This is a genomic window from Actinocatenispora thailandica, assembly GCF_016865425.1.
In the GTDB taxonomy this organism is placed as follows: Bacteria; Actinomycetota; Actinomycetes; order Mycobacteriales; family Micromonosporaceae; genus Actinocatenispora; species Actinocatenispora thailandica.
Map to the genome: position 1 here is coordinate 1,833,054 of NZ_AP023355.1, position 12,308 is coordinate 1,845,361.

Annotated in this window: 9 protein-coding genes, 1 tRNA gene and 1 pseudogene; 9 read left to right on the forward strand and 2 right to left on the reverse strand. The window is 73.7% G+C overall.

Annotated elements, in window-relative coordinates; translation table 11 throughout:
- Positions 1-24: 24 nt before the first annotated feature.
- Both Athai_RS08010 and Athai_RS08015 read left to right on the forward strand, forming a co-directional pair.
- On the forward strand, positions 25-1,992 hold the full coding sequence (locus Athai_RS08010) for a catalase (RefSeq protein WP_239157366.1): 1,968 nt from the start codon (positions 25-27) through the stop codon (positions 1,990-1,992).
- A gap of 177 nt (positions 1,993-2,169) precedes the next feature.
- Positions 2,170-3,938 (forward strand): annotated as a pseudogene (locus Athai_RS08015) (glycoside hydrolase family 15 protein).
- A gap of 140 nt (positions 3,939-4,078) precedes the next feature.
- On the opposite strand, the gene Athai_RS08020 reads toward Athai_RS08015, so the two are convergent.
- Positions 4,079-4,780: a VC0807 family protein gene (locus Athai_RS08020; RefSeq protein WP_203960898.1), complete on the reverse strand. Its 702-nt coding sequence runs from the start codon at positions 4,778-4,780 to the stop codon at positions 4,079-4,081.
- A 118-nt stretch (positions 4,781-4,898) separates the two neighbouring features.
- Here Athai_RS08020 and Athai_RS08025 point away from each other — a divergent pair, with 118 nt between their 5' ends.
- The 3 genes from Athai_RS08025 (at position 4,899) to Athai_RS08035 (ending at position 6,533) form a co-directional block, all read left to right on the forward strand.
- Positions 4,899-5,474, forward strand: coding sequence for a PadR family transcriptional regulator (locus Athai_RS08025; protein ID WP_203960899.1), 576 nt, complete (start codon positions 4,899-4,901; stop codon positions 5,472-5,474).
- Positions 5,475-5,637: 163 nt separating this feature from the next.
- Entirely contained in the window at positions 5,638-5,985 is a 348-nt protein-coding gene (locus tag Athai_RS08030) for a sigma factor (RefSeq protein WP_203960900.1), read from the forward strand.
- Between the two features lie 29 nt (positions 5,986-6,014).
- Positions 6,015-6,533 carry a sigma-70 family RNA polymerase sigma factor gene (locus tag Athai_RS08035; RefSeq protein ID WP_203960901.1) on the forward strand — a complete coding sequence of 173 codons (519 nt, stop codon included), beginning with the start codon at positions 6,015-6,017 and terminating at the stop codon, positions 6,531-6,533.
- A 302-nt stretch (positions 6,534-6,835) separates the two neighbouring features.
- Here the strand turns inward: Athai_RS08035 and Athai_RS08040 are convergent.
- Positions 6,836-6,930 (reverse strand) — tRNA-Sec (locus Athai_RS08040).
- Between the two features lie 101 nt (positions 6,931-7,031).
- Between Athai_RS08040 and selD the strand changes: the two genes are divergently transcribed.
- The 4 genes from selD (at position 7,032) to Athai_RS08060 (ending at position 12,203) form a co-directional block, all read left to right on the forward strand.
- Positions 7,032-8,048 (forward strand): selenide, water dikinase SelD, encoded by a 1,017-nt coding sequence (gene selD / locus Athai_RS08045; protein ID WP_203960902.1) that lies wholly within the window; start codon positions 7,032-7,034, stop codon positions 8,046-8,048.
- 6 nt (positions 8,049-8,054) lie between these two features.
- Positions 8,055-9,449: an L-seryl-tRNA(Sec) selenium transferase gene (gene selA / locus Athai_RS08050; protein WP_203960903.1), complete on the forward strand. Its 1,395-nt coding sequence runs from the start codon at positions 8,055-8,057 to the stop codon at positions 9,447-9,449.
- Positions 9,440-11,254: a selenocysteine-specific translation elongation factor gene (selB, locus tag Athai_RS08055; protein WP_203960904.1), complete on the forward strand. Its 1,815-nt coding sequence runs from the start codon at positions 9,440-9,442 to the stop codon at positions 11,252-11,254. The genes selA and selB overlap by 10 nt, the downstream gene beginning before the upstream one ends.
- Before the next feature lie 355 nt (positions 11,255-11,609).
- Positions 11,610-12,203, forward strand: coding sequence for a GAF and ANTAR domain-containing protein (locus Athai_RS08060; protein WP_203960905.1), 594 nt, complete (start codon positions 11,610-11,612; stop codon positions 12,201-12,203).
- Positions 12,204-12,308 lie beyond the last annotated feature (105 nt).

The window sequence follows — 12,308 nt, forward strand, 5'->3', positions numbered from 1 at the left end:
CGCGCCGGTGATCGCGGGCCGACGCTGCTGGAGGACTTCCACGCGCGGGAGAAGATCACCAGGTTCGACCACGAGCGGATCCCGGAACGCGTCGTGCACGCCCGCGGGGCGGGTGCGTACGGCAGGTTCCGGGTGTACGAGTCGATGTCCGACGTGACCCGAGCCGACTTCCTGCAGGACCCGGACCTGGAGACGCCGGTGTTCGTACGGTTCTCCACGGTCGCCGGGTCGCGCGGCTCGGCGGACACGGTGCGCGACGTGCGTGGCTTCGCCACGAAGTTCTACACCCGGCAGGGCAACTACGACCTCGTCGGCAACAACATGCCGGTCTTCTTCATCCAGGACGGCATCAAGTTCCCGGACTTCGTGCACGCGGTGAAACCGGAGCCGAACAACGAGATGCCCCAGGCCGCGTCGGCGCACGACACGTTCTGGGACTTCGTGTCGCTGCAGCCGGAGGCCATGCACATGGTGATGTGGCTGATGTCGGACCGGGCGATCCCGCGCAGCTACCGGATGATGCAGGGTTTCGGGGTGCACACCTTCCGGTTCGTCAACGCCGCCGGCCAGGGCACCTTCGTCAAGTTCCACTGGCGCCCGCTGCTCGGGGTGCACTCGCTGGTCTGGGACGAGGCGCAGAAGTGCGCCGGAAAGGACCCGGACTTCAACCGCCGCGATCTGTGGACGGCGATCGCGAGCGGCCAGTATCCCGAGTGGGAGCTCGGCGTGCAGCTCGTCGGCGAGGAGGACGAGCACGCGTTCGACTTCGATCTGCTCGACGCGACGAAGATCATCCCGGAGGAGCAGGTGCCGGTCCGGCCGATCGGGCGGATGGTGCTGGATCGCAACCCGGACAACTTCTTCGCCGAGACCGAGCAGGTCGCGTTCCACACCGGCAACGTGGTGCCGGGCATCGACTTCACCAACGACCCGCTGTTGCAGGCGCGCAACTTCTCCTACCTCGACACCCAGCTGATCCGGCTGGGCGGCCCGAACTTCGCCCAGCTCCCGGTGAACCGGCCGGTCGCCCGGGTCGCCAACAACCAGCGCGACGGGTACGGCCAGCAGGACATCCACGTCGGGCCGGCGAGCTACACGCCGAACTCGCTGAACCCGGGTGGTTGCCCGGTGACCGCGTCGCCCGACGCCGGGGCGTACGTGCACCACACGCAGACGGTCAGCGGCACGAAGATCCGCGAACGCAGCCCCAGTTTCCAGGACTTCTACAGCCAGGCGACGCTGTTCTGGAACTCGATGGCGGACTGGGAACGCGAACACATCGTCGCGGCGTTCCGGTTCGAACTCGGCAAGTGCGAGCACCGGCACGTCCGGGAGCGGGCCGTCGACCGGATCAACGAGATCGACCACGACCTCGCGGCGGCCGTGGCCGCCGGGATCGGCGTCGACCCACCGGCCGCGGCGACCAGCAACCACGGACGCAGCTCGCCGGCGTTGAGCATGGCGAACCTGATCGGCGACAGCGTCAGCACCCGGACGGTCGCGGTGCTGGCCGCGGACGGCCTGTCCGGGGCCACGCTGCGCCCGCTGTTCGATGCGCTCACCGGGTGCGGTGCCCGGCCCGAGCTGCTGGGCCTGCGCGACGGCGAACTATCCACTATGGAGGGTGAGGCGGTGTCGGCGGACCGGTCGCACACCACAGTCTCCTCGGTACTCTACGACGCGGTGCTGGTGCCCGATGGTGCCGACGCGGTGTCCGCACTCGAAGCGGACGGCGCGGCCACGCACTACGTGCTGGAGGCGTACAAGCACGGCAAGCCGGTCGCCGGCATCGGTGCCGGTGCCGACCTGGTGGTTCGCCTGCTGGATGCCGCGATGCCGGACGATGCGGCCCGCGCCGACGCGGAACAGGGCGTGGTCCTGGTCGCCGATCCGGCGGACTCCGACGCCTGGCGGCGTTTCCTCGACGACTTCGAGGCGGCGCTGGCCAAGCATCGCATCTTCACCCGCGACGTCGATGCCATCGCGGCCTGACCCGACCGCCCCGACCGATCCGGTGCCCGATCGGGCGTGCCGGGCGGTGGTGCGGGGTGATCCGCCGCGGGTGCGGGGCGATCCGCCGCGGTCGGCGTCGCCGGGCCGCCGCGGGGACCCGGCCCCGCCGCCGCGCCCACGGGGATTACCACGGCCTTCGATGGGTACCCGCCGAGTATGGCGGACCAGGAATTTCCCGAAGTGGCCCCGCACGTGCTGCGCGAGTATGCCGTACTCGCCGACGGGGAGCGGGCAGCGCTCGTCGGGCCGCGCGGCGACGTCTGCTGGCTGTGCGTGCCGCGCTGGCACAGCGACGCGGTGTTCAGCACCTTGCTCGGTGGCGCCGGCTGCTATCTGGTCGCACCGGCCGAGCGGTACGTGTGGGGTGGCTCGTACGAGGACGGCACGCTGATCTGGCGGAGCCGCTGGATCACCGGCAGCGGGATCGTCGAGTGCCGGGAGGCGCTGGCCTTCCCGGGGACCGGAACGAGGTGGTCCTGCTACGCCAGCTCGTCGCCGTCGACGGGCCGGCCCGGGTCCGGGTGATGCTCGATGTTCGCGCCGGGTTCGGCCGGCACCCGGCCGCCGACCTGCACCGGACCGAATCCGGGTGGCGGGGTGCGTCGGGCTCGGTGCGCTGGCACTGGGCCGGCCTGCCGGACGCCCGGCCGGACGGCGACGGTCGTCTCGTCGCCGAGTTGACCGTCCCGGCCGGGGGCCGGCACGATCTGGTGCTGGCGATGGGCGAGGCGGTGACCGGTGCGCCGGACGCGACGACCTGCTGGCGGCGCACCGAGGACGCGTGGCGGTCGGATGGGTTGTCCCCGAACACGATCGCGGAGCGGGACGTGCGGCACGCCCACGCGGTGCTGCGCGGGATGAGCACCGCGGACGGCGGGATGGTCGCGGCGGCGACGGCGAGCCTGCCGGAACGTGCCGAGGCGGGCCGCAACTACGACTACCGGTACGTGTGGATCCGGGACCAGGCGATGACGGCGCAGGCGGCGGCGACCGGGGCGAACTCGCTGCTGGACGGGGCGACCCGGTTCCTGACCGCGCGGCTGCTGGACCACGGTGACCAGCTGAGCCCGGCGTACACGGTCGACGGTGACAGCGTCCCGGCACAGCGCCATCTGGGCCTGCCCGGCTATCCGGGCGGCTCGGACGTCGTCGGCAACCGGGCACGGCAACAGTTCCAGCTCGACGTGTTCGGCGAGGCGCTGCTCGCCCTCGGCGCCGCCGAACGGGCCGGGCGGCTGGACGCCGCCGGCCGCAAGGCGATCGAGGTCGCCGCCGAGGCGATCGAACGGCGCTGGCAGGAACCGGATGCCGGGATCTGGGAGCTGGATCCGCGGCGGTGGACGCACAGTCGGCTGATCTGTGCCGCCGGGCTGCGCGCGGTACGCGGCATCGGGGATCGGTGGGCGGGCCTCGCCGACGCCCTGGTCACCGACGCCGCCACCTGGGGTACGCATCCGTCCGGCCGCTGGCAGCGGGCCGCCGACGACCCGACCCTGGACGCCGCGCTGGTGATAGCCGGAATTCGGGGCGCGACGCCGGTCGGTGATCCGCGTGATCTCGCCACCCTGCAGGCCTACGTGGCGCGGTTGACCTGCGACGGGTTCGCCTTCCGGTTCGAACACGAGGGGCGTGCGCTCGGCGAGGCGGAGGGTGCGTTCCTGTTGTGCGGCTTCATGCTGGCCATCGCGGTGCACCAGCACGGTGACACGCAGGCCGCGGTTCGCTGGTTCGAGCGCAACCGCACCGCGTGCGGTCCGGCCGGGCTGTTCAGCGAGGAGTACGACGTCGCGCAACGACAGCTGCGCGGCAACCTCCCGCAGGCCTTCGTCCACGGTGCGCTGATGGAGGCGGCCGCGGTACTGAGCCGACCGGCCGCGGCCGATCCGCTGCGCCCGGACCCGGTCGGCCTGGACACCACCGGCTGACCGGCGCTACAGCAGCGGCGGGGGCGGCCTCCGCGGCAGGCCCGGCCGACCTGGGCAGCGCGCCCGGCGTCCGGTGCGCGTCGACCGCCGGCCGGGCGGGTGAACCGCTCGGACGATCGGCCCTCCGGGGGGACCGGTCGTCAGCGCAGGAGGACCGGTGCGGCGACGGTGGCGGGCGCCGGGTGGTCGATCCGGTCGGCCCGGCGTACCGCTCGGCGGCGGGCGATCATCGTGTAGCCGAGCAGCGTGACCAGCGCGACGACCTGCAGGAGTCCCGATGCGGCGACGGCGACATCGAGGTCGAGCAGGTAGACCAGCGCGACCCGGATCGCGGACTCGGCGAGCAGTCCGACCCCCCAGACCACGGTCATCGCCGTCATGATGCGCCGGAACGGTGGCGTCGTCGCCCACAGGCGTTCGGTCGCGGCGCGCGCCTGCGGGGTGCGGGCGACCATCCGTCGGTGCAGCGCGTAGATCGCCGGTCGGCCGGCGACGGCACTGCCCAGAAACACCAGCCCGGCCAGCCCGGTCATCGCCGAGTCCTTGGCGAGCAGGAACCGGGGGTCGCCGCTGACCAGCGACAGCACCAGACCGAACGCGAACATCGCGGCCAGTAACGCGGCGATGCCGTCGAACCGGCGGGACCGCACCGCCACCCAGGCGAGCCGCAGCCCGGCGGCGACGGTACCGCCGAGCATCGCCTGGTACGGCTCGACGCCGAGGGCGCGGAGCAGGTAGTACACCGCGATCGGGACGCCCAGGTCGGTCAGCAGGCCGACGATCACCGGGCGCAGTCCCGATCCGGCGGCGGTGCGGGACGGGGCGGGGTCGTGCGTGGTCATCGGGCCCTCCTCGAATACGGGGTGGTCGTGCCGTTCTCGCTACAGGTAGAAAATGACATGTACGAATCTGACTGTCAAGTCCTACGGGTCGATAGGGTGGCACGGACGAGGAGGCGGGATGTCGCTGCGCTACGCACTGCTGGGGCTGCTGGCCGACGAGCCGGGCAGCGGGTACGAGCTGGCCAGGAGGTTCGAGGCCACCCTGGACCGCTATGCCTGGCATGCCAAGCACAACCAGATCTATCAGGAACTGGGGCGGTTGGCGGACGAGCGGCTGGTCGAGGTGGTCGCGCAGGGGGCGCGCGGCCGCAAGACGTACGCGATCACCGACCCGGGCCGGCGGGCGCTGGTCGAGTGGCTGCGCACACCGCCGGAGAGTGCCGTGGTGCGCAACGAGTTCCTGCTCCGGCTGTTCCTGACGTTCGTGCTGGACCCGGCCGAAGCCCGGGAACACCTGCGGCAGTACGCCGAGCAGGCCCAGCAGCGCCTCGACCACCTCACCGCGTTCATCGGCTCGCTACCGAACGAGGACCGGCTGCCACCGATGAAGTTCGGTCATCTCGCCGCGACGTTCGGGCTGCGGCAACTGCCGGCGATCCGCGACTGGGCGCTGGACTCCGTCGCCGAGATCGACGAGTGGCAGCAGGCCGGAGAGCATCGATCGGCGGACCCGACCGACGGGCCGGTCGGCTGATCGCCGCGCACCACAGCCCGGCGCCCGGCTCGACGGCCGGCGACAGCCGTTCCACGTACGGCCGGGGCATGATGCGTGAAACGGGCCCGGCCGGGGCGGGAACTGCCGATCCTGTTTGAACGAGGGTGCTGCGGGGGTACAGCTGAGAGGTCCAACCACGGGCATGGAAACCGATGCGGCGCCGAGTGCGACGGGTGCCGTGGAAGCGCCGGGGGTGCCAAGCGCCGTGGGACGTGTCAGCGACGAACAACTCGATCACTGCGAGCAGTTGTTGGACCGGGTGGGTGACCTGCCCGAGGACGATCCGGGCCGGTGCCGGGCTCGGGACGCGGTGGTCGAGACTCTTCTTCCGATGGCGGACGGGATCGCTCGGGCTTTCCCGCATGGGCGGCAGAGTGTGGATGATCTCGTTCAGGTGGCGAGGCTGGGTCTGGTCAAGGCGGTGGCTGGGTTCGATCCGGAGCGGGGTGGGCTGGCTGGGTATGCGGTGCCGACGATCCGGGGGAGCTGAAGCGCTACTTTCGTGATCAGTGCTGGCAGGTGCGGGTCCCGCGCCGGTTGCAGGAGTTGCGCAGTGAGGTGCGGGCTGGTACCGAGCGGGCGGAGCAGCGGTTGGGGCACACGCCGCAGGTGGCCGAGATCGCCGAGGAGTTGCGGGTCGACTCGGAGTCGGTGGATGCGGGGTTGCGGGCTGATGCCGCCTACAGTGTGGCGTCGTTGAACGCGCCGGCTGGTTGGGATCATGACGGCAGTGAGGTCGGTGATCTGGTGGGTGCTGCCGACGAGTCGGTCGAGCAGGTGCCGGAGCGGGTGTCGTTGCGTCCGGCGTTGGAGCGGCTGCCGGTGCGGGAGCGGCAGTTGATCCGTTGGCGGTTTTTCGATGAGTTGACCCAGCAGCAGATCGCTGATCGGTTGGGTGTTTCGCAGATGCACATCTCGCGGCTGTTGTCGTCCACGCTGGCTGCCATCCGGGCCTGGTTGGAGGGTGACAGCGACGAGATCGTGGTCGGCCATCCACGACGCCGGGCTCCGGTCCTACGGGCGCGGCATGCGGCCTGAGCGGGCAACGAACCAGCTGGGCAAAACAGCTGCCGGTGCGACGTTTGGCACGCCCATGGCGGGGAAGGTGTTTCACTGCCGGCCAGGGGGGTCGCGACGGGAACGGCCCCGTTGCGATGGCCGGCCCGGCGCGCCGCGGTCCGGCAGGCGCGCCCCGACGGAGGCTGCCGGCGGTGTGCACGCCGCCGGCAGCCTCCGTTGTCACGCCGGTCGGCCGGCAGGGGTCTGCCCACCGCGGTCGCCCGGCGACCGGTCGGCCCGGCGGCGGTTCGCCCGGCCGCCGGAGCGGCGACCGGGCGGTGTGGCGGAGGCGGACGGGAATCGAACCCGCCAGGTCGAGTTGCTCGGCCTCGACGGTGTTGAGGACCGCGCCGGTCACCAGGCCGGATACGCCTCCACGGCCCCGCCACCCACGGGGCCGCCGCACCCCATCGTGCACCCGCGCGATTCGACGCGAAAAGCGGACACGCCGGTGTGGGACGTGACAGGGTCGATGGCATGACCGTGACCGGCACGCGGATGACGCAGTACGCGCGGGGCGGCGGCTGCGCCTGCAAGGTGGCGCCCGGGGAGCTGGAACGCCTGGTCGCCGGCCTGACCGGGGTGGCACCGGCGGCGCCGACGGTCGGCGAGCTGCTGGTCGGCCTGGACAACGGTGACGACGCGGCGGTGGTCGGTCTGGACGCGTCGACCGGCATGCCGACCGGTGTGGTGGCGACCACCGACTTCTTCGGCCCGGTGGTCGACGACCCGTACGACTGGGGCCGGATCGCGGCGGCCAACGCGCTGTCCGACGTGTACGCGATGGGTGGCCGGCCGGTGGTGGCGCTCAACCTGTTGTGCTGGCCGCGTGACGTTCTCGGCTGGGACCTCGCCGCCGACGTGCTGCGCGGCGGCGCGGACGTGGCCGCCGCTGCCGGCTGCCATCTCGCCGGCGGGCACAGCATCGACGACCCGGAACCCAAGTACGGGATGGCGGTGACCGGGCTGGTCGACCCGGCCCGGATGATCCGCAACGACCGCGGCCGGCCCGGGCTGCCGCTGGTGCTGAGCAAGCCGCTCGGCCTCGGGGTGCTCAACAACCGGCACAAGGCGACCGGCGAGGTGTTCCCGGACGCGGTGTCCACCATGACCGAACTCAACCGGGCCGTGTCCGAACGGGCGGTCGCCGCCGGGATCGACTGCGGTACCGACGTGACCGGCTTCGGGCTGCTCGGCCACCTGTACAAGCTGTGCCGCGCGTCCGGCGTGTCCGCGGTGGTCGAGCACCGCGCGGTGCGGTACCTGGCGGGCGCGCGCGACGCGGTCGCCGCCGGGTTCGTACCGGGCGGTACCCGCCGCAACCTCGACTGGGTGGCGCCGCACTGCGACCTGTCCGCGGTGCCGGCCGACGAGGCGTTGCTGCTCGCCGACGCGCAGACCTCCGGCGGCCTGCTGCTGGCCGGTGAACTGCCCGGCCTGCCGGTGATCGGTGAGCTCGTGCCGCCCGGCGACGCCGTGATCCGGGTGCGCTGAGGGCCGATGACCGCGCACCGCGACCCGACGGCGCCGGAGCCGACGACGACGCACGGCGACAGGGCAGCCGGTGCACCCACGACCACCGTCGCCGCCCCGAACGCGGCCGGGACGCGCCGCCGGGTGCCGCGTACCGACGTCCTGCTCGCCGACCCGGCGATCGCGCGGCGCGTCGCCGACCTCGGCCGCGACCTGGTCAAGGCGACCGTGACCGAGATGCAGCAGCGCTGCCGGGACGGTGCGATCGCGCCGGAGTCGGTACCGGCCGCGGTGCTCGACGCGCTGCCGCCGCGGGCCGCGACCGGCCGGCCGGTCGTCAACGCCACCGGGGTGCTGCTGCACACCAACCTGGGTCGGGCGCCGCTGTCGGCGGCGGCCCGTGCCGCGGTCGCCGCCAGCTGCGGGACCGGCGACCTGGAACTGGACCTGCGCACCGGCCGGCGCGGCGTGCGCGGCGCCGGGACGCTCGCCGCGCTGCGTGCCGCGGTCCCGGTGGCGCAGGCGGCGCTGGTGGTCAACAACAACGCGGCGGCCGTCGTGCTGGCCGCCACCGCGCTCGCCGCGGGCCGGGAGATCGTGCTCAGCCGCGGCGAGCTGGTGCAGATCGGGGACGGGTTCCGGCTGCCCGACCTGCTCGCCAGCACCGGCGCGCGGCTGCACGAGGTCGGCACCACCAACTGGACGAGCGCCGAGGACTACCGGGCCGCGGTCGGCCCGGATGCCGGCCTGATCGTCAAGCTGCACCGGTCCAACTTCACCATCAGCGGCTTCACCGCCGAGGCGGGCATCGGGGAGCTGGCCGGGCTCGGCGTGCCGGTGCTGGCCGACCTCGGCTCCGGCCTGCTGGTACCGCACCCTCTGCTGCCGGACGAACCCGACGCGACGACCGCCCTGCGCGAGGGCGCGGACGTGGTCTGCTTCTCGGCGGACAAGCTGCTCGGCGGCCCGCAGGCCGGGGTACTGCTGGGCAACGCGGCAACGCTGGACCGGCTGCGCCGGCACCCCCTGTACCGCGCGTTGCGGGCCGACAAGATGACGCTGGCCGCGCTGGAGGCGACCCTGCGCGGTCCCGCGCCGCCGGTCGCCGCGGCGCTCGACGCCGACCCGGCCGACCGGATGCGCCGGGCAACCGCGCTCGCACACCTGCTGCGCGCCAGCGGAATCGAGGCCGCCGCGGAGCGCAGCGACGGGGTCGTCGGCGGCGGCAGCGCACCCGGCGTGCGGCTGGTCAGCGGCGCCGTGCGGCTACCCACCCGGTACGGGGAACTGCTGCGGGGCGGTGATCCCGCGGTGCTGGGCCGCGTCGCCGACGACGGCTGCCTGCTGGACGTGCTCGCCGTCGACCCGGCCGACGACCGGCTCCTCGCCGACGCGGTCCTGGCGGTGGCCCGGTGCAGGTGATCGCCACCGCCGGGCACGTCGATCACGGCAAGTCCACCCTGCTGCGGGCGCTGACCGGCCGCGATCCCGACCGGTGGGCCGAGGAGCACCGCCGCGGGCTCACCATCGACCTGGGGTACGTGTGGACCACGCTGGCGTCCGGGGCGACCGTCGCGTTCGTCGACGTGCCTGGTCACGCCCGGTTCGTGAGCAACATGCTGGCCGGCGTCGGCCCGGTACCGGCGGTGCTGTTCGTCGTCGCGGCCGACGAGGGCTGGATGCCGCAGTCGACGGAACATCTCGACGCGCTGGCCGCGCTCGGCGTCCGGCACGGCGTGCTCGCGATCACCCGCTGCGACCGCGCGGACCCGGCCGCGGCGACGGCCGCCGCCCGCGAACGGCTGGCCGGCACCCCGCTGTCCCAGCTGCCCGCGGTGCCGGTGTCCGGCACCACCGGTGCCGGGCTCGACGAGCTGCGCGCCGCGCTGGACGCGCTCGTGCGGCGGTTGCCGGTACCCGAGCCGGATGCGGACGTGCGGCTGTGGATCGACCGGTCGTTCACGATCCGCGGCGCCGGCACCGTGGTCACCGGCACGCTGCCGGCCGGTACCGTGCGGGTCGGCGACGGGTTGCTGCTGTCCCCGCAGGACCGGCCGGTGACGGTACGCGGGCTGCACTGCCTCGACGAACCGGTCGGTGCCGCGAGCGGGGTGGCCCGGGTGGCGCTCAACCTGCGCGGCGTCGATGCCGGTGACGTGCCGCGCGGCGCCGTACTGCTCTCGCCCGGCCGGTGGCGGGTCGGTACCGCCGTTGACGTGCGGCTGAGTCGCTTCGTCGACCCGCTGCCCCGGCAGCTGCACCTGCACGTCGGCGCGGTGGCACTACCGGTACGGGTGCGCCGGCTCGGCGCCGACACCGCCCGGATCCTGCTCCCGGAACCGTTGCCGCTGCGCATCGGCGACCGGCTGATCCTGCGCGAGCCGGGGCGGCACCGGATCGTGGCGGGTGCGTCGGTCCTCGACCCCGCGCCACCGCCGCTCGGTCGGCCGCGCCCGGGCGATCCGACGGTCGTGGAACGGCCGCGCCGGGCGGCCGACCGGGCCGCGGAGCTGGCCGCCATGACCGACCGGCCCGATCTGGCCGGCGAACTGCGCCGCCGCGGTCTCGCCCGGGTCGCCGACCTGGCCGCCATCGGGGTACCGGCCGAGTCGGCCGCCGGCCACCGGGCCGCCTTGGCCGGCGGCTGGCTTGCCGATCCGGCCCTGTGGCGCCGGCTCGGCGACGAACTCGTCGACCAGGTGGCGCGGCACGCGCGCGACGACCCGCTGTCGGCCGGGCTGCCGGTCGCCGCCGCCCGCCGTACCCTGCGGCTACCCAGCCCGGCCTTGGTCCTCGCGCTCGCCGACGGGCGGCTGCGGGTCACCGGCGGCCGACTCACCCCGCCGGACGCCGGCACCGCGGCTCCGGGTCCGGTCGAGGCGGCGGTGGCCACCCTGCTCGCCCGGATGCCGCGGCCGTGGGCGGCGCCGACCGCCGCTGAACTGGCCGGGCTGGACCTCGGTCCGCGTGAACTGGCCGCCGCGGTCCGCGCGGGTCTTCTGGTCGAACTGGCCAGCGGTGTCGTCGTCGCCCCGGACGCCCCGGACGCGGCCGTCGCGGTGCTGACCGGCCTGCCCCAGCCGTTCACTCTCAGCGCGGCTCGGCAGGCCCTCGGCACCACCCGCCGGGTCGCGGTGCCGCTGCTGGAACTGCTCGACCGGCAGGCCCGGACCCGGCGCCTCCCCGACTCCCGCCGTCGCTGTCCGGCCGATCGCCCGGCGCGGTGAGCCCGACCGGGTACGCCGGGACGGCGCCGATTCCGCCCCGGCGAGCGGTGCCCCGTCGCGGTGCCGGTGATCGGCGGCGGGCCCGGCCGAGCGCGGTCCGGACGTCGTCCCGAGGGCTGTTCTGCGGTTCAGCAGAGGCGGACCGGCCCGGCCCGGTCTACCATGGCGGCAGCCGAGTCCGCCTTCGCCGTGCGTCGGGTCGCGCGTGGCGCGGGCCGATCCGGTGCACCTGACGAACGCCCGTTCTGTCTGGGGGGACTTCGTTGTCGATACCAGGACATCATCGTCGGCCGGCGCGGCCCGGTCTGTTGACATCCTTCGTATCGTTCCTGATCATTCGCTGCTGCCCGCGGCCGTGACGCCCGCGGCGGACGGTATCCCGGCCGCCGACTGCGTCAGCATCACGGCGATCGACGACGTGGGGCCGTGGACGCTCGCGGTGTCCGATCCGCGGGCCCGCCGGCTGGACGGCCTGCAGTACATGCTGAACGAGGGGCCGTTCTTCGACGCCATGACCGCGGACGGGCCGGTGACCTGCACCGATCTGGATGGTTCGGCCGACTGGCCGGAGTTCGCTCCGAGGGCGGTGTTGAGCGGGGTGCACGCCATCCTGTCCCTCCGGTTGCCGGTCGAGCACGGCCACGGGGCCCTGAACGTCTACTGCCATCGGCCGGGCGAGTTCGGCACCGTCACCCGAAGCGCCGCGGCCGCGGTCGCCGCCGAGATCGCGGTGGTGTTGGGTGCTGCCCGCCGGATCGCCAACATGACCGTGGCGTTGCAGTCACGGGACCTCATCGGGCAGGCCAAGGGCATCGTGATGGAGCGGTACAAGCTCGGCGCCGACGCCGCGTTCGCGCTGCTGAGCCGCGCCTCGCAGGAGCGCAACGTCAAGCTGCGGGACCTCGCCGCGGAGGTCACCGCCACCGGCGTGGTCGAACTGCCGAAGTAGCGTCGCCCGGCGACGCACCGCGGGCCGGCCCGCCATGCTGTGGCGCGCCGGCCCGCCCCCGGGTGCGCGGGCGCTGTGACCGGGATGGCCCACCGTGACCGGTAG

Excerpts from the sequence above, each read along its gene's own strand:
- Athai_RS08025 (WP_203960899.1), top strand. The coding sequence starts at position 4,899 with ATGTCGCTGCGCTACGCACTGCTGGGGCTGCTGGCCGACGAGCCGGGC.
- Athai_RS08020 (WP_203960898.1), bottom strand. The coding sequence starts at position 4,780 with ATGACCACGCACGACCCCGCCCCGTCCCGCACCGCCGCCGGATCGGGA.
- Athai_RS08030 (WP_203960900.1), top strand. The coding sequence starts at position 5,638 with ATGGAAACCGATGCGGCGCCGAGTGCGACGGGTGCCGTGGAAGCGCCG.
- selA (WP_203960903.1), top strand. The coding sequence starts at position 8,055 with ATGACCGCGCACCGCGACCCGACGGCGCCGGAGCCGACGACGACGCAC.
- selD (WP_203960902.1), top strand. The coding sequence starts at position 7,032 with ATGACCGTGACCGGCACGCGGATGACGCAGTACGCGCGGGGCGGCGGC.